Below are 20,872 nucleotides of genomic sequence, written 5' to 3'. Positions count from 1 at the left end.
GTCCTACACTCGCCTTGCTCGGAAGATGAACCCACCGGGGTCAACACAGAGAGGACGGGGCCGATGCGTTTTCTGCATACCGCCGACTGGCAACTCGGCATGACCCGTCATTTCCTGAACGGTGAGGCCCAGCCCCGTTACTCGGCGTCGCGCCGGGAGGCCGTCGCGGCCCTCGGCCCGGTCGCCGCGGCCTCGGGTGCGGAGTTCGTCGTGGTGTCCGGTGACGTGTTCGAGCACAACCAGTTGGCCCCACGCGAGGTCAGCCTGTCGCTGGAAGCCATGCGCGGTATCGGGGTGCCGGTCTATCTGCTGCCGGGCAACCACGATCCACTCGACGCCGCGTCGGTCTACACCAGTGCGCTGTTCACCGCCGAATGCCCCGACAACGTCGTGGTGCTCGATCACGCCGGCGTGCACGAGGTGCGCCAGGGGCTGGAGATCGTCGCGGCGCCGTGGCGGTCCAAGGCACCCACCTCAGATCTGATCGGGGACGTGCTGGCCGATCTCCCCGCCGACGGCGTCACCCGGGTTGTGGTGGGTCACGGCGGCGTCGACATCCTCGATCCGGACAAGGACAAGCCGTCGCTGATCCGGCTGGCCGCCGTCGAGTCCGCGTTGGCGCGCGGTGCCGTGCACTATGTGGCGTTGGGGGACAAGCACTCCCGCACCGAGGTCGGTTCGACGGGCCGGGTCTGGTACTCGGGTTCACCCGAAGTGACCAACTACGACGACATCGAATCGGATCCGGGGCATGTCCTGGTGGTCGACATCGACGAGACCGCTCCGCACCGGCCGGTGCGGGTGGAGTCCGAACGGGTGGGCCGGTGGCGCTTCGTCACCCTGCGCCGTGAGGTGGACACCGACCGCGACGTGGCCGACCTGGATCTGAACCTGGATCTGTTGGCGGACAAGGAACGCACCGTGGTGCGTCTGGCGTTGACGGGCTCACTGACCGTGACCGACAAGGCGGCACTCGACGCCTGTCTCGACAAGTACGCCCGGTTGTTCGCCGCGCTCACCGAGTGGGAGCGGCACACCGAGATCGCAGTATTGCCTGCCGACGGCGAATTCGACGACCTGGGTATCGGTGGTTTCGCGGCGGCCGCCGTGGACGAGTTGGTGGCCACCGCCCGTACCGAAGGAGCCGGGGCCGACGACGCCAGGGCGGCGCTCGGGCTCCTGCTGCGCCTGGTCGACCGGGGGAGTGCGGCATGAAACTGCACCGCCTGGTCCTGACCAACTACCGCGGCGTCACCCACCGCGAGATCGAATTCCCCGATCACGGTGTGGTGGTCGTCAGCGGCGCCAACGAGATCGGCAAGTCCTCGATGATCGAGGCACTGGATCTGCTGCTCGAGGCCAAAGACCGCTCGGGCAAGAAGGAAGTGAAGCAGGTCAAGCCGACGCATGCCGACGTCGGCGCCGAGGTGATGGCCGAAATATCTACCGGCCCTTACCGTTTCATGTACCGCAAGCGCTTTCACAAGCGTGCCGAGACCCAGCTGACAGTGCTGGCGCCGGTACGCGAGCAGCTCAGCGGGGACGAGGCGCACGAGCGGGTGCTGACGATGCTCGCCGAGACGGTGGACACCAGCCTGTGGCAGGCCCAGCGGGTCCTGCAGTCCAGCTCGACCGCACCGGTCGACCTCTCGGGCTCGGACGCGCTGGCCCGGGCCCTGGACGTGGCCGCCGGTGAGGCGGTCGCGCTCTCCGGGGACGAGCCGCTGCTGGTCGAACGCATCGACGCGGAGTATCTGCGCTACTTCACCGCCACCGGCCGGCCCACCGGTGAGTGGGCGGCGGTGACCAAGCGGCTGGCTGCTGCCGAAGGCGAGATGGCGCAATGTGCCGCGGCGGTGGCCGAGGTCGACGACGCCGTGCGCCGGCATGCCGAGCTCAGCGCCGAGGTCACCGGACTGGCCGGTGAGCGCGAAGTGGCCCACGCCGCCCTGGTCGCGGCGCGCAAGGACGCCGAGGCGGTCGCCGCACTGGTGCAGCGGCTCAAAGAGGCCGACGTGGTGGCCGAGGCCGCCCGGGTGGCGCAGGCCGCCGCGGCCGCGGCCCTCACCGAACGCCGGCGGCTGCGGGCCGACCTCGACGAGCGGGCCACCACGATCACCGAACTGCAGGCCGCGCTCGGTGTGGCCGACGGTGAGTCCACCACCGCCCGTGAGGTTCACGAGGCCGCCGAGGCCGTGGCCGAACAGGCTCGGCTGGCAGCCCAGGAGCACGAAGCCAGGGTTGAGGCCGCCCGCGCCACCCTCACGCAGATGACCGACCGCGACGAGGCCGACCGGTTGGCCGCCAGGCTGAGCAAGATCGACGCCGGCGTGCGTGAACTCGACCGGATCAACCGCGACCTGACCGGGATCACGCTCGACGACGCGGGGATGCGGGCCATCGAGGCCGCCGCGGTCGCGGTGGAACGTGCTGCAGGGCAGGCCGAACTGGCTTCGGCGCGAATCGAACTCGTCGCCGTCGAGAACCTCGATGTCCGAGTGGACACGGCCGGGGTCGCTCTGGAGGCCGGTAGTCCCTGGTCGGTCAACACCACCGCCGAGACCGAGATCGCCGTGCCCGGTGTGCTCACCGTCCGTGTGGTGCCGGGCACGCCGGCCGCGCAGACACAGGCCCTTCTCGACGAGGCGCAGAACGTGTTGACGGCTGCGCTGGCCGCGGCCGGGGTCGACGGCGTGGAAGCCGCGCGGGCCCTCGATGCCCGGCGTCGGGAACTGATCGGCAGCCGGGATCGGTTGCGCGCCACCGTAGAAGCGCTCACGGGCGATGACCAGTTGGCGGATCTGCGGGCCCGTCTGGCGCAGCTGAGTGCCGGGCAGCCCGACGAGGCCGGGTTGTTCGAGCTCGCCGGGCCCACCGATATCGCCACCGCCCGCACTGAACTCGATACCGCGGTGAAGGCGCACCGCCAGGCCGTGGCCGACAGTGAGACCAGCCGCAAGGTGATCGCCGCGGCGGCCCAGAAGCTCACGGAGAAGTCGACCCGCTGCAGCGTGCTGCGCGAGAAGCTCACCACGGCGCAGGCCGAGCTGACCGTGGCCGGTGGCCGGTTGGAGGTCCAGCGTGCGCAGGCCGGCGACGATGAGTTGGCGGTCAAGGCTCAGGCCACCGAGGAGGAGGCCACCGCCACAGCAGGCCACGCGACCGCGCTGCGTACCGAATTGTCGGCCACCGCACCGGATTCTGTGAAGGCCGCCCTCGACGAGGCGGTCCGTCGCGCGGCGGCCCTGGATGCTCGCCACGGGGCGGCCGCTGATGCGCTGCGGGAGTTGGCTGCGCAACTCAAGGTCTACGGCACCCAGGGGCGCAAAGGGCATCTCGATGCTGCCGAGACCGAACGCGAGCACGCCCACGCCGAGTACCTCCGGGTGCACCGCCGGGCCCGGGCGGCCGAGACGCTGCGGACGGTGATGGCGCGCCACCGCGATGCCACCCGTCAGCGCTACGCCGATCCGTTCCGTCTCGAGGTGCAGCGGCTGGGCCGGCTCGTCTTCGGTGAGGATTTCGAGGTCGACGTCGACAGCGACCTCAACATCCGGACCCGCACGTTGTCCGGGCGCACGGTGCCCTACGAATCGCTGTCGGGCGGCGCCAAGGAGCAGCTGGCCATTGTCGCGCGGCTGGCCGGCGCGGCGATGGTGGCCAAGGAGGACAGTGTGCCCGTGGTCATCGACGACGCCCTCGGATTCACCGATCCGGACCGGCTGACCAAGATGGGAGCGGTATTCGACGCCGTCGGCGGAGACGGGCAGGTCATCGTGCTCACCTGCAGCCCGGAGCGTTACGCGAGCATCCAGGGCGCGCACCACATCGCCTTGACGGCCTAGAAGTAGGCGTTGGACGGAACGGGCGTGCCGTGCAACAGGTTCTGGCCGATCACCCGGGCCTTGTAGGCCACCGGGTTGTGCAGGGTGATGGTCCGGATGTTTCGCCAGTGCCGGTCCAGGTTGCGCTGCCGTGAGGCCGCGCTGGCCCCACCGAGTTCCAGCAGTCGGGTGGCGGCCTCGGGTGCGACGTCGTCGAGGTGCACTTTCACTTTGGCGACCTTGAGCTGGGCTTCCGCCGCGAGCCGAAGGTCGGGCACCCCGTCGACGGCAGAATCCGTCGCCGCGCCGATCGCTGCCGCCGCGTCCAGCACGGCGGCCCTCGCGACGTAGGCCGTGCTGGCCAAGACTCCGAGTTGCCGCTGCAGCAGGGGATCGTCGGTGGGTCGTTCGGTGACGGCATGGCTGAAGTTGCGCTCGCGGGAGCGCAGCAGCGCCACGCCGTCGTCGACGACATTGGCCAGGATTCCGGCGACCACCGCGTGGATGAACAACTGCAGTGAGGCGTACTGCACGGTCGGGACCGGGTCGGCGTCATACGGGGTATCGGAGAGGATCTCGTCGGCAGCGACCGTGACATCGGTGAACGTCGTGGTGCCGGTTCCGGTGCGGCGCTGGCCGAAGCCGTCCCAGTCATCGACGAGCCGTACGCCTTCGCGGTCGGTCGGCACCAGGACGTTGGCCACCGAGTCGTGGTCGGTGGTCGCGGTCACGGTCAGGTAGTCCGAGAACAGGGTGCCGGTGCTGTAGTACTTTTCGCCGGTGAGCCGGTAGGTGCCGGCCCCGTCGGCCAGCAGCCGGGTGTTGAACACGAGGCTGCCCACGGCCAATGAGCCCTTCTCGCTGAATGCGTTACCGAAGATCTTGCCTTCGGCGATCTTGCCCAGCCAGTGCGCCGACACCGGATCCTCGGCATTGCGTAGGCGCTCCTCGGTGAACCAGAAGTGGGTCCGGAAGATGTGAGCGACGATCGGGTCGGCCTTGGCCACGTCGATCACCGCGGAAAAGAGCTGCGGCACAGTGAATCCTGAGCCGCCGAGGGACTCGGGAAGGCGCAGTGTGCCGAACCCGGCCCGCTTGAGCGCCGCGACCTGATCGAAAGGGTTCTCGTCGTTCAGGTCGCGGTCCTTGGCGCCTGAGGCGATCGAGGCCAGCAGGTCATCCCATTCCGGGGTTCCGGGCCGGAGGTGGGTCACGTTCTCGACGGTGGTCATGGCACCGTTGTATCCGGACCGGCTATCGCTGGGCACGTGTTTGGATCAGCCCGAACCTAAGCCCCTCACCCGCATTCCGTAGAGATAGGTGGTCAGGTATTCGTCGATCACCTGGACCCGCACCTCGGGGGTGTCGGGAATGGTGATCAGCAGTGCGTAGAGCCCGGCGAAAAACGATGCGCCGTTGTGCAACACGTCTACCGTGTCCGGGATCTCGCCGGCGTCCCTGGCGCGCTGGAGCTCTTCGATCAATGCGACCAGCACGGGATGGTGTTCCCATTCCTCCGACGGCGGGCGGGTCGTGGAAAAATGCAGCGCCAGAAAATCTTTGAACAGCGGACGGCCCAGCCGCCGCTCCAACTTCTCCAGCATGCGCACGGATTCGGTGAGGGTGGCGCGCACATCGTGCGGTGCGGCGAAGCGCCGGATGAGCTCGGCGGCCATCCGGGCCTCCTCGCGCTGTTCCAGCTCCACCAGGACGTGTTCCTTGGTGGGGAAGTGGAAGAAGAAGGTGCCGTGGGCGACGCCCGCGGCGGATGCGATTGCTGCGGTGTCGGCAGCGGCCATGCCCCCGCGCTTGAACTCGGCGATCGCGGCCCCGAGTAACCGTTCGCGGGTCTGCTGGCCCTTGCGGCTGCGGGGGGTGGCGTGGAGCACGGCCTCATGCTACGTCAGTAATAACTGACTGTACTCAGTTCTGGTCTTTCCTTTGAACCGTGGAGCCGCTACGGTTTCGAGTAATAGTTGATCTGACTGAAGTCAGTATTTGGAGGTCGGCGTGCAGATCCTGGAGCAGGTTCAAGACCTGCCGAAAGCCGGGAACATCAAGGCCCAGTGGGTGAGCCTGTGGACCGGGCCGGCAGTCGGTGCGGTCCTGCTGGTGGCGGCGCTGGCCTTCCCCGGCTTCTGGCCACCCATGTCGCCCACCTGGAGCGCGCAGCAGGTTGCCGGTTTCTATGCCGACCACACCGCGTGGATCCGGTTCAGCCAGGTGACGTTCAACCTGTGCGGGATCCTGATCCTGCCGTTCTTCATGGTGATCGTCGTTCAGATGAAGCGGATGAAGACCCAGAGCCATGTGTTCGCCTACTGCTACCTGACTGCTGCGGTCAGCGGTGCCACGATCTTCGCGCTGTCCAACGTGTTCTTCCTGGTGGCGGCGTTTCGCCCGGACCGCAATCCCGAACTGATCATGCTGCTCAACGACCTGGCCTGGATCGTGCTGGTCGCTCCGGTGGGCATGGTGGTGTCGCAGTTCGTCTTGCTGGCGGTGGCGGTCTACTTCGACAACGGGCCCGAACCGGTGTTTCCGCGCTGGGTCGGGCACTACTCGCTGGCCACCGCGGTGGCGATGATCCCGGCTGCGGGCGCTGCGGTTTTCCACACCGGGCCGCTGGCGTGGGACGGTGTGCTGGCCTTCTGGTTGCGCAACGGTGCGTTCGCGGTCTTCGTCATCGTGATGTTCTTCGTGCTGCGCCGCGCGGTACTCAGCCAGGCTGTTCAAGACGGGGTCGTGGAAGCTCGGGTGCGGGCGTGACAGTTCAGACCGAGGCGCCGCCGGGCAGACCCGACGTGCGGCTGATGACCTGGTTCTTCCCGCTCTGGTACGGCGCCTTCGGTGTCATCATCTGCATCCTGACCCGAGTGACGCCGCCGCCGCGCCCCGATGTCACCGCTGCCGACAAGGTGGCGTTCTTCGTCGAGCACGGTCTGACCATCAAGATCGGCTTCTGTCTGCTGCTGATCCTGCTCGGCGGGGCGGCGATGACCAACGGATTGGTCGCCTACCAGATCAAGCGCATGTCGGTGGGGTCGGTGTTCGCCTACGGCTACATCGGCGGCATGGGCGTCGGCGCGCTGCCCGGGTTCTTGTTGGTATCGGTGTGCTTTCTCACGGCGGCGTTTCGGCCGGACCGTGACCCGGAACTGATCAGCCTGCTCTATGACCTCGGAATGCTTTCCTACAACGGATCATTGGGGTGTTTCACGGCGGCCTACCTGGTGTTCGCGATTGCGATCCTCTACGACAAGAACCAGATCTTCCCGGCGTGGTTCGCCTATGTGACCATCTGGCAGATCATCACCGAGGTGATCGCCACCCAGATGTTCGTGTTCGAGTCAGGGCCGTTCGCCTGGAACGGATCAATCGCCTTCTGGTGGGCGGTGGTGGTCTTCTCCGTCTGGCTGTCTGCCCTGATCGTGCTGCTCCGGCAGGCGCTCAAGCGTGAGGAAACATGCAGTGACGCAGACTGATTCGCGACCACAGGCCTCGTCGGAGCACCTGCCCGGCGACGGGCACATGTGGGTGATGGTGCTCGGTGACCTGGTCATCTTCGGTGGCTACTTCATCGTCTTCATCATCTACCGCACCATGTATCCGGACGAATTCCTGCGGGCCCAACAGCATCTCGACATCACGATCGGTGTGGCCAACACCGTGATCCTGCTGACCAGTTCCTGGTTGGTGGCCCGTGCGGTGCTGGCCGCCCGCGCCGGGCGGCACGAAACGGCGATCCGGCTCACCTACGCCGGAGGTGTCGGCGGTCTGATGTTCATGGCCTGCAAGGGTTATGAATGGGTCGTCAAGATCCGGAACGGGCACACCAATTCCGAGATGTTCTACTCGTTCTACTACGTGCTGACGGGTGTGCACCTGATCCACGTCCTGATCGGGCTCATCGTGTTGGGCGTGATCGTGCGGGAATTGCGCAATCCGTCCCGTCGTCGCGCATCGGTCGTGGAGGCGAGCGCGGTCTACTGGCACATGGTCGACCTGCTCTGGGTGATCATCTTCGGCCTGCTGTACGTGGTGAGGTGATGATGACCGACAAGGCTGTGACTCAGACGTGGCTGGTGCTGGTCGCCATCACCGTCGGATCCTGGTGGTTGGCACCGGCGCAGTATTCGGACGCGCTGCGGGCCAGTGTGCCGATCACCGCGCTGGTGCTTGCGTTGACGCTGATCAAGTCCCGTTTGATCATCCGGCAGTTCATGGAGGTCCGGACCGCGCCGAGGTGGCTCAAACTCGCCACGGACGGCTGGCTGGTGGCGCTGTTCGGAGCGATTTTCACCATCTATCTGATGTGAGCATCGCGCGGCACAATGGAACGCAATGACCATGAACGCCAAGCGCAGGCGGGTGCACGACAAGCTGGCCGCGCTACCGGGGGTGCGCGCGGTGCGGCGCCCGGTCAGCCCTGGTTCTGACGAGCGGTTCGACCTGTTCTACGTACGGTCCGGGCGTAAATCCGCGCATCCGGTCGTGATCATCCCGGGAGGTCCCGGCGTGGCATCGATCCAGCCGTACCGCGCGTTGCGCAGGCGGGCGGCTGCGGCCGGATTCGACGTGATCATGATCGAGCACCGCGGCGTCGGGATGTCGCGGCATACCGACGCGGGTGCGGATCTGCCGCCGGCGGCCATCACCGTCGAGCTTGTGGTCGACGACGTCGCCGCGGTGCTCGACGACGCGGGCGTGCATGAGGCGGTGCTGTACGGCACCTCATACGGGAGTTACATCGCCGCCGGCTTCGGTGTCCGCCACCCGGACCGGGTCGCGGCGATGGTGCTGGACTCGCCGCTGCTGTCCACCGCCGATATCGAAGTGGTGCGCAGTGCTGTCCGGGGCCTCCTGTGGGAGGGTACGGACCCGGACACTGCGGACCTTGCGCCCAAGGTCCGGCGCCTGGTGGCCGGTGGGGCATTGGCCACCAGGGGAGGAGAACTGGCCGGTCTGCTGTACGGGTTCGGTGGCGCTGCCCTGCTGGACCGCCAACTCGATCTGCTGCTGCGCGGCCGCACGGTGGTTTGGTCGGGGCTCGCCCGGCTGAGCCGACTGTCGACGCGAAAAGCGCCGTACCGCAACGAGGTAGACCTCGTCGGGCGGATCGCCTTCCGCGAACTGAACTACGCCGGCGTGCCCGATGGCCTCCCGCTGGACCCGGCGCTGGAGATGGCCGACATGATCGGCAGCGCAAAGTTCTTCGAACCCTTCGAGGTGGAGCCCTTCGACCTGCCGGCCGAGCTACCGGACTTTCACTGGCCCACCGTCGTACTGTCCGGTGGCCGGGACCTGACCACACCGCCGGCCGTTGCGGAGCACATCGCCGAGCTGGTGCCCGGGGCCGTGCTGGTTTCCATGCCGACGGTGGTGCACAGCGTGATCGACACCAGGGAGCGTGCGGCGTTCGCAGTGATCCGTGCCGTGCGCGACGGTGTGGCCGAACAACTTTCGGCCACCGCCGACGAACTGGATGCCCTGCCCGCACGTCCTGCCATCCGGGTCGCGGTTTCGGCGATAGCGGCGGCCACGGCTGTGGAATCGGCGGTGCCGGCCGTCAATCGTCCGTGGCAATGATGACGGTGGCCGAGCCACGCGGGCGGCATACGGCAATGAACTCGTGGAACCCGCTGAGGCCGACAACCCATCCGTAGGAATGCTCGTTGCCCTCCCGCGGCACGCTCAACCGGTAGATCTCGTCGGCGGTACTCAGGATCGGCGCCGTCCACGCCATCACCAGTTCGCGCGACAGCAGGAACTCGGCGCTGACCCACGGGTTCAGGTTTCTCGCAGGCCACGACCACAGGGTTGCCACCGCGTCGGCGTGTGAACATCGCTGGAAGCCATCAGCATTGAGGGAGTCCAGCCGGTAGGGACCATGCACGGGGTCGGGTTTCCCAGTCCACGGGGAAGCGCAGTCGTGGTGGTAGCGGGGATGAGTCAGGACACTGTCGATCAGGTCGGTGCCCGACACCGCCACCGGGATCGCGAACGTCAGCAGAGCACACCAGCTGTACATACCCGGAGCCATGCGCACGGTGGTGTCACCGATCAGTTCGACGTGCACGGGCGGCGCTACTTGAGGAAGCCGACCTTCGTATAGTCGGTGTCGGCCAGGCCGGGGGCCCCGAAATTGGCCAGGTTGCTGCGCACCGCCACGTTTCCGGGCGACTGGAACAACGGAAGGCTGAACACCTCGTCGAACAGCATCTTGTCCAACTCGTTGGCCAGGGTCAGGGCTTTGGCCGGGTCCAGCTCTTCCAGCGTCTGCTCGATCTTGGCGTCGATCTCCGGGCTGCCGATCTTGCCAAAGTTGCTGGCCCCGTCCTGCGCGTAGATCTGGGTCAGCGAGCTCAGCGGGAAAGCGTCTCCGAGGAAGGCGAACTGGGCAATGTCGAAGTCGCCCTTGATGATGTAGTTGGTGAAGAACCCGGTACCCGGCTTGGTGTCGAGCTTCAGGTTCACTCCGATCTGGCCGAGCATGTTCTGCGCGATCTGGGCCACCTGCCGGGTGCTGCCCGCGTCGTAGAACACGTTGCGGATGACGAGTTCTTTGCCGTCTTTCTCCCGGAACTGCCGCCCTTCAGGCACTTTCCAGCCCAGCGCGTCGAGTTCGGCCTTGGCTTTCTCGGGGTCGAACGCCACCGACGCGGCGTTGTCCTGGTAACCCTGCTGACCCGCGACGAAGATGTGGTTGTTCAGCGGGACCGGGTTGTCGGTGAGACCCCGCTGGGTGATGTTGGCGAGCGCCTGACGATCGATGCCCTTGGCGACGGCGCTGCGCAGCGCCGGGTCGGCCAGGATCGAGCCGGGTGCGCCGTTGAAGGTCAGGTGGTACCAGCTGGCCGACGGTGCCCGTCGGATGCTGATCCCCGCGGTCTTACGGGCGATGGTCAGTTCGTCCAGCGACGCGGTGCCCGTCGCGTCGATGGTGTTGTTCTGCAGCGCCGGGATGCGGGCGGCGTCATCGAGCACCAGGTAGGTGATGGTGTCCAGCAGCGGTGGGGTACCCCACCATTTCGGGTTGCGGCTCAACGTGATCCGCTGAGCGCCCCGGTCGATGTTGGTCACCATGAACGGGCCCGCCGACGGCCCGGGCGCAGTCAGTTGACCCTTGTTGAAGGCCTCTGGGGTGGAGGTCATGCTCTTGGGCAGCAGCCGGCCGTTGCCGGCGAACATGCCCTTCCAGTCCGCGTAGGGCTTGGCGAAGGTCATCACGGCCTGGCGGTCATCGACGCCGCGGGTCACCGAGGCCACCCGCTCGAAGCCGTTGGGCGCGGCGATGACGAACGCCGGGTCCTTGCCGCTGTTGGCCTCGGTCTGGGACTTGATGTCCTCCCAGGTGATCGGCGTGCCGTCGGTCCACACCGCCTTGGGATTGATCGTGTAGGTGACCACCTGGGGGTTGGTGCCCGTCAGTTCGACATTGGTGAAGTAGTCGGTGTTGACCGTCGCCGATCCGTCAGCGGCGATCACGAACGTGCGGGGCATGGTGGGCCTGGTGAGCGCGCCGACGTCGCCGGTGTTGCCGTCGAGGTGCAGCGGGTTGAAGTTCGAGGGGAACTCGGTCAGGGCCAGGCGCAGATTGCCGCCCTGACGCAGGTTCGCGACGTCCTGCGGATTGATGTCGTTGGTGGTGCCGACCTCGGCGTTTCCGCCGGCGGAGGGGGTCTCCCGATCACCGCCGGAACATCCGGTGAGAGCGAGGCCGGCAACAACGGTGGCGATAGCCAATCGTCGGATATTGAATCCGTTCATGCCGCCGATGCTAGAGGTACGCGGGCCGCTATGGGGTCAGGACTCGGGCAGCGCCGGTTCGACGGTTGCGTTGGAACGGCAGCCGATACCGTGGGACCCGGGTTTTTCGACGGGGGAGGCGCGGCCGTGACGGACACGACTGGCACCGATGTTCGCTGGTCGCCGGCGACGCGAATCGGTTTCCGCTTCGGGTTCTGCTACTTCGGCCTTTTCGGGCTGGCTTGTTTTGTGGGGCTTACTCCGGTGTTGTTGGCGGGCGCCGGGATCCCTCTGCCGTGGTCCTCGGTTGCCGGCCTCCTTGAGGCGGTGCGTCCGTTGATCGATTGGACCGCATCCGGAGTTCTCGGACTGCGGATCGAGAGCATGCAGGTGGGCAGCGACAGTGCATTCCAGTGGACTGCACTGTTCCTGATGCTGGTGGTCTCCACGGTTGCGACTGTCGTCTGGTCGGTACTTGACCGTCATCGCGACAACCACGCGCGCTTGGCTGCCTGGCTCACCCTGTACCTGCGATTCGTACTGGCCACGGCGATGTTCTATTTCGGGATGGCCAAGGCCATTCCCACCCAGATGCCGTTCGTGCTGAACCGTCTGGTCGAGCCCTTCGGCAACTTCAGCCCACAGGGTGTGTTGTGGTCGCAGGTGAGCATCTCGCAGCCTTACCAGATCGCACTGGGGTCGGCCGAGCTGCTGGCCGGAGTATTACTGCTGATCCCGAGGGCGGTGCCGGCCGGCGCCTTGTTGGCAGCGATCGACATGTCGCAGGTCTTCCTGCTCAACATGACCTACGACATCCGACTCAAGACCGTGTCGTCGATGCTGCTGCTGATGAGCCTGTTCCTGCTGGCGCCCTACGCCGCGCGGCTGGCGGCGGTGCTGTTCTCTGATCGCGCGGTTCCCGCGGCGAGCACACCCCAGCTGTTCACCTCGGGACGGGCCAACCGAATCGCGTTGGTGGCCCAGCTATTGGTCGGTGCGATGCTGTTCGGTGTCACTGCGGCGCAGAACTGGCAACAGTGGGCCAGACCGGTTCCCGAGCTCTACGGCATCTACCGCGTCGACGGCTTCTCGGCCGAGGGCTACCGGCGTGATCCGCTGCTGACCGACGAATTACAGTGGCGTCGAGTGATTTTCGACCGTTCGTTCAACCTCGCCGACCCGATGCGGCTGACCATCCAGCACATGGACGACTCGTTCGAGGAATACGGCGGCACGATCGATGCGAGTCGGCATTTCATCGACTTAAATCACTACATCGAGCTGGGAACCTCCAGGCAGACGCCGGTGCGGGTGCGCCTGACCTACTGGTGGCCGGGACCCGACCGCTTGGTGATCGACGCCGACGACTACGCCGGACACCGCATTCACGCCTGGTGCACCAAGGTGGATCCGAACTCGTTTCCGTTGGTGGAGAGGGGCTTCAGTTGGGTCCGCGAGGCTCCGTACAACAGGTGAACTCAGTCGGCCGGCTTTGGTTGCGGCACGGCGGCCAGCAGCTTGCGGGTGTACGCGTGCTGCGGGTTGGCGAGCACCTCCTCGCCTGAGCCCTGTTCGACGACGGCGCCCTTGTACATCACCGCGACATCGTGGGCCAGGTGTTTGACCACCGACAGGTCGTGGGAGACGAACAGGTAGGCCAGGCCGAACTGGTCCTGCAGGTCCAGCAGCAGGTTGATGATCCCGGCCTGGATCGAGACGTCCAGCGCGGAGACCGGCTCGTCGAGCGCGATGATCTTGGGTTGCAGGGCCAGGGCACGGGCGATCCCGATGCGCTGCTTCTGTCCCCCGGAGAACTCGGCCGGGTAGCGGGCGGCGTCGGCGCGTCGCAGGCCCACCAACTCGAGCAGCTCGGCCACCCGTCCGTCGATGCGCGGTTTGTCGAAGCCATTGGCGGTCAACGGCTCTGCCAACACATCCGAGACCGGCAACCGCGGGTCCAGTGAAGCCACGGGGTCCTGGAACACCACTTGAAGGTCGGTTCGCAGGGTACGCCGCGTCTTGCGGTCCAGGGTGGCCACGTCCGAACCGAGCACTTCTATCGAGCCCGATTGCGGTGCAGACAGATTCAGGATCTCGTGCAGGGTGGTGGATTTTCCCGATCCGGACTCGCCGACGATGCCGAGGGTGCGGCCGCTGCGCAGGTCGAAGCTGACCTTGTCGACCGCGCGGACCTCACCGACCTGCCTGCGCAGCACCACGCCTTTGGTGAGCTTGTAGGTCTTGGTCAGCTCGCGCACCCGCAGTACCACATCGGCGTCGCCGGAAGGCTTCTCCGGGGCGGTGACGTCGGTCTCGGGGCCGCCCGCTAACCCGTAGATCTCGGCGGCACTGCGCCCACTCACCTGATCGGTGCGGATGCAGGCTGCATGGTGATCCGGCGCCAGCTCGATGAGTTCTGGCTCGGCGGCCAGACATTCGTCGATGGCCAGCGGGCAGCGGGGCGCGAACGGGCAGCCGGTCGGTACCGTCGTGAGCGACGGCGGTGCACCAGGGATGGGGACCAGACGCGTGCCCTGCGAGGCATCCAGGCGTGGCACCGAGCCGAGTAGGCCGACGGTGTAGGGCATCCGGGCGTTCTCGTACAGCTTGGCCACCGGAGCGTCCTCGACGGCCCGTCCGGCGTACATCACGAGTGCCCGGTCGGCGAATTCGGCGACCACACCGAGGTCGTGGGTGATGATGAGCACCCCGGCGCCGGTGACGTCGCGCGCGGTCTTGAGCACGTCGAGGATCTGGGCCTGGACCGTGACGTCGAGGGCGGTGGTGGGCTCATCGCAGATCAGCAGATCAGGATCGTTGGCGATGGCGATGGCGATGACCACCCGCTGGCGTTCGCCGCCGGACAACTCGTGCGGGAACGAGCGGGCGCGTTGTTCCGGCTGGGCGATCCCGACCAGCTCCAGCAGTTCGACGGCCCGGGACCGTGCCGCGCGCCGCCCCAGATCGCGGTTGTGGGCTTCGAGCGCCTCGGCGATCTGATCACCCACGGTGTAGACCGGCGTGAGTGCGGACATCGGGTCCTGGAACACCGTGCCGACGGTGTTGCCCCGGACCCGTGACAGCTGCGCGTCGGACAACCCGATCAGTTCCTCGCCACGCAGCCGCACCGATCCGGACACCTCGGCGAACTCGGGCAGCAACCCGATCACCGCCATGGCACTGGCCGATTTCCCGGCACCGGACTCGCCGACGAGCGCGACCACCTCACCGGAATCCACATGGAAGTTCAGGCCCCGCACCGCGTGTACCGCGTCGGTGTCGGTAGGGAAGTCCACCGTCAGATCGGATACCTCGAGTAGCCGGCTCATCGGGTGCCGCCCTTCCGCCGACTCCGCCGTCGCAACCGGCCGCTGCCCGGGTCGAGGGCGTCGCGGAGGCCGTCTCCGATCAGGTTGGCGCACAGGATGATCAGTACCAATACCCCGGCCGGGAACAAGAACACCCAGGGGAAGGTGGTGGCGGACTTGGTGCCGTCGGCGATCAGCGTGCCCAGCGAGACGTCGGGGGCCTGGATGCCGAATCCCAGGTAGCTCAAACCGGTTTCGGACAGGATCGCCACTCCCACGTTGAGCGCGGTGTCGATGATCAGGATGGACGCCACGTTCGGCAGGATGTGCCGCACGATGATGCGCGCGCTGCTGACACCCATATAGCGGGCAGCCAAGACGAATTCGCGCTCCCGCAGGCTCAGCGTCATCCCCCGCACGATGCGGGAGCTGATCATCCAGCTGAACGCCGAGAGCAGCACGATCAGCCAGAACACCCGATCGGACTGGCTCAACCGGGGCGTGACGATCGCGATCAGGATGAAGCTGGGCACCACCAGCAACACGTCGACGATCCACATGAGCGTGCGATCGCGCCAGCCGCCGAAATATCCGGCGACCGACCCGACCGTGGCGGCGATGACGGTCGAGATGAACGCCACGCACACACCGATGAGCATGGATTTCTGCATGCCGCGCAGGGTTTGGGCGAAGATGTCCTGCCCGAGTGCGTTCGTGCCGAACCAGTGGTCGGTCGACGGCGGCTCCTGCAGCGCGTAGTAATCGAGGTCCGAATAGCTGTAGGGGAGCACCGAAGGCAGCGCGTAGCAGGCCACGAACATGATCACCAGCAGTGTCAGCGACACCACGGCGGGCCAGTTGCGCAGGAACCGGCGGAACACGAGGGTGCGCCGGGTGGCGAATTCCTCGGTGTGCAGGCCCGAGCGGGCCGCGGCGGCATCCCCGGTGGGAGCAGACGTCTGGGTCATGTGACTCGCACCCTCGGGTCGAGCATCGCGTAGATGACGTCGGAGAGCAGGCCGGCGACCAGGATCACGGTCCCGGTGAACACCGTGATCGCCGCGATGATGTTGGTGTCCTGGGTGGCGATGCCCTGCACCACCCATTCGCCCATCCCGTGCCAGCCGAAGATCTTCTCGACGAACACCGAACCGGTGACCAGCCCGGCCACCCCGTAGGCGAACAGGGTGGCCATCGGAATGAGTGCGGTCCGCAGCCCGTGTTTGAACAGGGCGCGACGTCGGGTCAGCCCCTTGGCCCGGGCGGTGCGGATGAAGTCCTGGCCGAGCACGTCGAGCATCGCGTTGCGCTGGTACCGGCTGTAGCCGGCGATGGCCATCAGGGCCAGGGTGAACGTCGGCAGCACGAGGTGCTGCAGCCGGTCGACGAACTGGTCCCAGGCGCCGCCGACGGGCACCGGCGCCGTTTCCCCCGTGTACTCGAAAATTTGCACGCCGAGAATCGAGTTCACGTTGAGTGCGGCCAGGATCAGCATGTTGGCGATCACGAAGGACGGCGTGCTGATCACCAGCAGGGACAGCACGGTGATGACGCGGTCCGACAGCCGGTACTGGCGGATCGCTCCCCACGCGCCGACCACCACGCCGATCACCGCGCCCGAGATCGCGCCGATGACGAGCAGGCGCAGGGTCACCCCGATGCGTCGCCACAACTCGTCGACCACCGGCTGGCCGGTCACCGTGGTTCCGAAGTCACCGCGGACCGCGTCGGCTGCCCAGTTCGCATAGCGGAGCGGAATGGGCTGGTCGAGGCCGAGTTCAGCGGCTTTGGCGTCGATCGCGGATTGCGGCGGCCGCGGATTGCGCTGCTCGAGGCTGTCGAGGGGTTTGAAGTTCAGCGACGTCAGCGTGAACGTCAGGAACGATGCCAGGGCCAGCAACACGATGTAGTTGAGCAGCCGGCGCGCCAGAAAGCGCGTCATCCGGTTGTTCCTGCCCACGGCTGCATGCCAGACAGGGTAGAGCAGCCGGGCACCGGAACCCGGTCATCGCGGTGATGTGAGGTTCGGCGCGCCCCGCGCTCGATGGGTAACTGGTAGTCGGCTCACAGCTTCGGCATAGCAATCAGGCGTTCACTGAAATACATGAAGGTCAGCGGACTGAAGAATGTGAAAGTGATCGCTGCGGTCGCCGGTGGTGCGGCCGTGGTGGGGCTGGGCGTGTTCGGAGCGGTCTCGGACGTTCACTCGGGGGCCGGCGAGTCCCTGGCTTCCGGATCCCACATGAACGTCGGCCAGACCAGCACGGAGACGACGCCTCCGACTGCACCGCAGGTTTCGATGGCAGTGCCTGCGATGAGGGGCTACACGCCGCCGTCCGGGTTCGCCGTCACGCACTGATCACTGCGCAAAGTGCCGGGTAGTGGTTTCACCGCCACCCGCCGTGGCTATACGTCGCGCGGAGGTGAGCGCATTGGGTAGCGCGAAGGAAAACATTCAGCGAAATCTGAAATTGGTCACTGCCGGAATGGGCGCGATCGGTGGGTTAGCTACCGCCGTGCTCGGAGTCGCGATGGGCGGAGGCGTCGCCGGAGCCCAGCAGCGGGAGGAACCACCTGTCATCACCACTGGACAAACGGTTACCGAGACGACTCCGCCGACAGCCCCTGAGACCTCGAAGGGCACTCCGTCGGTCTCGGCGACCACCCCGTCGGGGTTTGCCACGCCACACTGATCGCGGCTGATCTCGCCGACCGGGGCCTGCGAAGTCGGGTTTACCTCGCCCGCAGGCCCCGGTAGGGAGGTCTCTGTGACAGGAGACGAACGCAACAAGCGGACCAAGTACGCGATGGCCGGTGTCGGGGCGATCGCACTTGCAGCGATGGGCGCATTCGGTGCGATGGTGGCCGAGGCGCCGAGCAGTGGCGCGGTCCCGGCCGTCAATGTTGGTGAAACCGTAACGAAGACAACGGCTCCCACCGAACTCGAGACATCGTTCGCCAAGCCGAAGGTGAAGGTGGACCTGCCCGACGGGTACGGCAACGGCTAGGGGCGGGGTGCCTCGCCGATGCTGGTGACAGTCGGCTTGTCCGTCGATGCCGACCCGGTGCGGGTGGCTCGGATCAGGACCCGGTCGTTGACCCCGTACAGCGGTTTGACGGCATCAGGCAGGGCGTAGCTCTGGGTGAATCCGTCGTTGCTGCGCACCGTGACCGACGTTGCGGACAGCTCGGTGATCGTGCCGGTTTGAAACAGCGTCGTACGGTAGCCGCCGCCTTCGGTCAGCACGGCCTCGCTGTGGATCGTGGCGGGATCGGTCCCGTCGTGGGGCTGTCCGTCCATTCCCGGCCCGCCCATCCAGCGCGGGGGCCCGCCCTCTGCATTGGGCGGACCGTGGTGGCCGGGGCCCTGCGTATCGGTGGCGGCATACACCGCCGCGCCGCCGAGCCCAGCAATGGCCGCCGCGATGCCGACTGAGGCAACAGTGGGTCGGATGCTCATATGGTCCACGTTGCCGGGGCCGGCTGTGTGCCGGCTGTGTGCGGGCTCTGGCGCAGATGTGGCGCTGTTTCACAGCCGGCACATAGAAAGCGCTCAGTCGGGGCCTAACGAACGGACGAATAATGAGCGGGTGAGCAGCACGACCAATGGCACCGATTCCGAGTCCGGGCGCGCCGTCATGCGCCGCGCCGATGGCAATCCGATCCAGGTCCTGGTAGTCGACGACGAACCCGTACTGGCGGAACTGGTGTCGATGGCGCTGCGCTATGAGGGCTGGGACATCGCGACGGCAGGTGACGGCGCGAGCGCCATCGCCGCTGCCCGGGACAGCCCGCCCGATGTGGTCGTCCTCGACGTGATGCTGCCCGACATGAGTGGTCTGGACGTCCTGCGCAAACTGCGGGAACAGATCCCCGGCCTGCCTCTGCTGCTGCTGACCGCCAAGGATTCGGTGGAGGACCGCATCGCGGGCCTCACCGCCGGCGGCGACGACTACGTCACCAAACCGTTCAGCCTCGAGGAAGTGGTGCTGCGGTTGCGGGCACTGCTGCGGCGCACCGGAGTCACCAGTGAGGACGGCGGCGCCAAGATCGTCGTCGGCGATCTCGTGCTCGACGAGGACAGCCATGAGGTGACCCGGGCCGGTGATCCGATCACCCTGACCGCCACCGAGTTCGAACTCCTGCGCTTCATGATGCGCAACGCCAAGCGGGTCCTGAGCAAGGCCCAGATCCTCGACCGGGTGTGGAGCTACGACTTCGGCGGCCGGTCCAACATCGTCGAGCTGTACGTCTCGTATCTGCGCAAGAAGATCGACAGCGGACGGGAACCGATGATCCACACGCTGCGCGGTGCGGGTTATGTCCTCCGGCCCGCGCGCTGAGGTGACGGCCGGGGCAAGCGTCACCCGCTGGTGGTCACCGCGGACCTGGACGCTGCGGGCCCGGCTGGTGGTCACCCAGGTGGCCCTGCTGGCGGTGGTGTGCGCCAGTATCGGAGTGGCGACAGAGTTTGCGCTGCAACGGTTTTTGATGAACCAGCTCGATGATCAACTGATCGAGGCCGGCCGCCGCTCGGCCGCCATCTTCGAATTGCCGCCGCCACCACCGGGAACCCCACCCCCGCCGGGAATGCACCGTCATCACCGGGTTCCGTTCGACCCTGAGGAGGGGCCGGGACCCGGATTCCTCAATGCCCCGGGGCAGGCCGCCCGCACGGTCGGAGCGGTGGTGGCGCCGAACCGCCCGGTGGACGCAGGGGTCATCACCGCCGACGGCGACCGCGTCGAGGTCAGTGCCGCCGCGGCCGTCCAGCTGTCCCAGGTCCCGGCGACCCGGGAACCCGAAACCGTGGACCTCGACGGACTGGGCCGCTACCGGCTCATCGGCCTGCACCCGCGTCACGGCGGCCCGCAGACCATCGTGACCGGGCTGCCGACGGCCGTCGTCGACGACACTCTGCTGTGGGTCCTCGGCATGTTCTGTGTACTGGCCGCCATCGCGCTCATCGCCGCGACGACGGCGGGCATCCTGATCCTGCGGCGCCAACTCGCCCCGCTGTCTCGCGTCTCGGCGGCGGCACGCCGGGTGGCCGATCTCGAACTCGACCGCGGCGAGGTGGAGTTGCCGACACCGATCGTGCCGGTCGACCCCGCCAGTGCCCACACGGAGGTGGGTCAGCTCGGTACCTCGCTGAACCGGATGCTCGACCGCATCGCCAGCGCGCTGTCGGCCCGGCACGCCAGTGAGACGCGGGTGCGCCAATTCGTGGCCGACGCCAGCCACGAGTTGCGGACGCCGCTGGCGGCGATCCGGGGCTATACCGAGCTGGCCCAGCGCAAACGTGATGACCTGCCCGCCGACGTGGCCCATGCGATGAACCGGGTGGAGTCCGAGACCACGCGGATGACGCAACTGGTCGAGGACATGCTGCTGTTGGCGCGCCTCGATGCCGGGCGGCCTCTGGAGCGCGACAGCGTGGATCTGTCCAGGCTGATCGTGGACTCGGTGAGCGATGCCCACATCGCCGGCCCCGACCATCAGTGGGCGTTGGATCTACCCGAGGACCCGGTGGTGGTTGAAGGCGACGAGGCCCGGCTGCATCAGGTGCTGGCCAACCTGTTGGCGAACGCCCGTACGCACACCCCGCCGGGCACCTCGGTCACGGTGTCGCTGAAACCCGACCGGGATGCGGTGCTGCTGAGCGTCGCAGATGACGGCCCGGGTATCCCGGCGTCACTGCTGCCCGACGTGTTCGAGCGGTTCGCGCGCGGAGACTCGTCGCGGTCGCGACGGGAGGGCAGCACCGGGTTGGGTCTGGCGATCGTGGCCGCGGTGCTCAAGGCGCACGGCGGCACCATCGAGGTGAGCAGTACCGCGGGCTCGACCGAATTCGTGGTGCTGCTGCCGGTCGTCAGCTCACAGGGCACGCACAGGATGGACCAATCCGGCACCTAGCGGCCACGGCAACGATGAGAACGTGACCCTTGTTGCCGCGCATCCCGCTGCCGAGGTGCCGGCGGCGACACCCGA

Annotated in this window: 20 protein-coding genes; 12 read left to right on the top strand and 8 right to left on the bottom strand. The window is 67.0% G+C overall.

Annotation, left to right across the window (positions count from 1 at the left end):
• Nucleotides 1-63: 63 nt before the first annotated feature.
• Together AC4ELH_RS29205 and AC4ELH_RS29200 are read left to right on the top strand one after the other, a co-directional pair.
• Nucleotides 64-1,215, top strand: a complete 1,152-nt coding sequence (locus tag AC4ELH_RS29205; protein WP_498888310.1) for a metallophosphoesterase family protein — start codon at nucleotides 64-66, stop codon at nucleotides 1,213-1,215.
• The gene (locus AC4ELH_RS29200; RefSeq protein ID WP_498888308.1) at nucleotides 1,212-3,845 is read left to right on the top strand and encodes an AAA family ATPase; all 2,634 of its coding nucleotides are present in this window, start codon (nucleotides 1,212-1,214) and stop codon (nucleotides 3,843-3,845) included. Before AC4ELH_RS29205 ends, AC4ELH_RS29200 begins: the two co-directional genes overlap by 4 nt.
• Here AC4ELH_RS29200 and AC4ELH_RS29195 read toward each other — a convergent pair.
• A complete protein-coding gene (locus tag AC4ELH_RS29195; RefSeq protein ID WP_064879632.1) occupies nucleotides 3,842-5,056 on the bottom strand; it encodes an acyl-CoA dehydrogenase family protein in 1,215 nt (404 codons plus the stop codon). The genes AC4ELH_RS29200 and AC4ELH_RS29195 overlap by 4 nt on opposite strands.
• A 45-nt stretch (nucleotides 5,057-5,101) precedes the next feature.
• The gene (locus AC4ELH_RS29190) at nucleotides 5,102-5,713 is read right to left on the bottom strand and encodes a TetR/AcrR family transcriptional regulator (RefSeq protein WP_064879630.1); all 612 of its coding nucleotides are present in this window, start codon (nucleotides 5,711-5,713) and stop codon (nucleotides 5,102-5,104) included.
• Nucleotides 5,714-5,834: 121 nt separating this feature from the next.
• Here AC4ELH_RS29190 and AC4ELH_RS29185 point away from each other — a divergent pair, with 121 nt between their 5' ends.
• Genes AC4ELH_RS29185 through AC4ELH_RS29165 form a run of 5 tightly spaced genes read left to right on the top strand, consistent with a single transcriptional unit; the run spans nucleotide 5,835 to nucleotide 9,413 of the window.
• On the top strand, nucleotides 5,835-6,593 hold the full coding sequence (locus tag AC4ELH_RS29185; protein WP_064879682.1) for a hypothetical protein: 759 nt from the start codon (nucleotides 5,835-5,837) through the stop codon (nucleotides 6,591-6,593).
• A 44-nt stretch (nucleotides 6,594-6,637) separates the two neighbouring features.
• Nucleotides 6,638-7,309, top strand: coding sequence for a hypothetical protein (locus AC4ELH_RS29180; protein WP_234789915.1), 672 nt, complete (start codon nucleotides 6,638-6,640; stop codon nucleotides 7,307-7,309).
• Between the two features lie 46 nt (nucleotides 7,310-7,355).
• Nucleotides 7,356-7,874, top strand: a complete 519-nt coding sequence (locus AC4ELH_RS29175) for a cytochrome c oxidase subunit 3 (protein WP_498888344.1) — start codon at nucleotides 7,356-7,358, stop codon at nucleotides 7,872-7,874.
• A gap of 2 nt (nucleotides 7,875-7,876) precedes the next feature.
• Entirely contained in the window at nucleotides 7,877-8,143 is a 267-nt protein-coding gene (locus AC4ELH_RS29170) for a cytochrome C oxidase subunit IV family protein (protein WP_064958004.1), read from the top strand.
• A gap of 25 nt (nucleotides 8,144-8,168) precedes the next feature.
• A complete protein-coding gene (locus AC4ELH_RS29165) occupies nucleotides 8,169-9,413 on the top strand; it encodes an alpha/beta hydrolase (protein ID WP_498888304.1) in 1,245 nt (414 codons plus the stop codon).
• Here AC4ELH_RS29165 and AC4ELH_RS29160 read toward each other — a convergent pair.
• Complete coding sequence (locus tag AC4ELH_RS29160) at nucleotides 9,394-9,903, bottom strand: hypothetical protein (protein WP_498888302.1); 510 nt, start codon at nucleotides 9,901-9,903, stop codon at nucleotides 9,394-9,396. The genes AC4ELH_RS29165 and AC4ELH_RS29160 overlap by 20 nt on opposite strands.
• A gap of 8 nt (nucleotides 9,904-9,911) precedes the next feature.
• Complete coding sequence (locus AC4ELH_RS29155) at nucleotides 9,912-11,594, bottom strand: ABC transporter family substrate-binding protein (RefSeq protein ID WP_135359155.1); 1,683 nt, start codon at nucleotides 11,592-11,594, stop codon at nucleotides 9,912-9,914.
• A 90-nt stretch (nucleotides 11,595-11,684) separates the two neighbouring features.
• Between AC4ELH_RS29155 and AC4ELH_RS29150 the strand changes: the two genes are divergently transcribed.
• Nucleotides 11,685-13,049 carry a DoxX family protein gene (locus tag AC4ELH_RS29150; protein WP_498888342.1) on the top strand — a complete coding sequence of 455 codons (1,365 nt, stop codon included), beginning with the start codon at nucleotides 11,685-11,687 and terminating at the stop codon, nucleotides 13,047-13,049.
• A 2-nt stretch (nucleotides 13,050-13,051) separates the two neighbouring features.
• On the opposite strand, the gene AC4ELH_RS29145 is transcribed toward AC4ELH_RS29150, so the two are convergent.
• The 3 genes from AC4ELH_RS29145 to AC4ELH_RS29135 are packed head-to-tail and all read right to left on the bottom strand — an operon-like array spanning nucleotide 13,052 to nucleotide 16,823.
• A complete protein-coding gene (locus AC4ELH_RS29145; RefSeq protein ID WP_448448369.1) occupies nucleotides 13,052-14,902 on the bottom strand; it encodes a dipeptide ABC transporter ATP-binding protein in 1,851 nt (616 codons plus the stop codon).
• Entirely contained in the window at nucleotides 14,899-15,849 is a 951-nt protein-coding gene (locus tag AC4ELH_RS29140) for an ABC transporter permease (protein WP_064879616.1), read from the bottom strand. Before AC4ELH_RS29140 ends, AC4ELH_RS29145 begins: the two co-directional genes overlap by 4 nt.
• Nucleotides 15,846-16,823, bottom strand: a complete 978-nt coding sequence (locus AC4ELH_RS29135; protein ID WP_064879614.1) for an ABC transporter permease — start codon at nucleotides 16,821-16,823, stop codon at nucleotides 15,846-15,848. Before AC4ELH_RS29135 ends, AC4ELH_RS29140 begins: the two co-directional genes overlap by 4 nt.
• Before the next feature lie 162 nt (nucleotides 16,824-16,985).
• Between AC4ELH_RS29135 and AC4ELH_RS29130 the strand changes: the two genes are divergently transcribed.
• Complete coding sequence (locus tag AC4ELH_RS29130; protein WP_064879612.1) at nucleotides 16,986-17,240, top strand: hypothetical protein; 255 nt, start codon at nucleotides 16,986-16,988, stop codon at nucleotides 17,238-17,240.
• A gap of 409 nt (nucleotides 17,241-17,649) precedes the next feature.
• Nucleotides 17,650-17,889: a hypothetical protein gene (locus tag AC4ELH_RS29125; protein ID WP_055116241.1), complete on the top strand. Its 240-nt coding sequence runs from the start codon at nucleotides 17,650-17,652 to the stop codon at nucleotides 17,887-17,889.
• Here the strand turns inward: AC4ELH_RS29125 and AC4ELH_RS29120 are convergent.
• Nucleotides 17,886-18,341, bottom strand: a complete 456-nt coding sequence (locus AC4ELH_RS29120) for a hypothetical protein (protein ID WP_498888298.1) — start codon at nucleotides 18,339-18,341, stop codon at nucleotides 17,886-17,888. The genes AC4ELH_RS29125 and AC4ELH_RS29120 overlap by 4 nt on opposite strands.
• Nucleotides 18,342-18,519: 178 nt before the next feature.
• Between AC4ELH_RS29120 and AC4ELH_RS29115 the strand changes: the two genes are divergently transcribed.
• Both AC4ELH_RS29115 and AC4ELH_RS29110 read left to right on the top strand, forming a co-directional pair.
• On the top strand, nucleotides 18,520-19,224 hold the full coding sequence (locus AC4ELH_RS29115) for a response regulator transcription factor (protein ID WP_064879676.1): 705 nt from the start codon (nucleotides 18,520-18,522) through the stop codon (nucleotides 19,222-19,224).
• Nucleotides 19,202-20,797 carry a sensor histidine kinase gene (locus AC4ELH_RS29110; RefSeq protein WP_498888296.1) on the top strand — a complete coding sequence of 532 codons (1,596 nt, stop codon included), beginning with the start codon at nucleotides 19,202-19,204 and terminating at the stop codon, nucleotides 20,795-20,797. The genes AC4ELH_RS29115 and AC4ELH_RS29110 overlap by 23 nt, the downstream gene beginning before the upstream one ends.
• The last annotated feature ends 75 nt before the right edge of the window (nucleotides 20,798-20,872 follow it).

This window comes from Mycobacterium shunyiense (genome assembly GCF_058270075.1).
The sequence above is the reverse complement of the archived record's forward strand: the minus strand, read 5'-3'. Positions and strand labels throughout refer to the sequence as shown.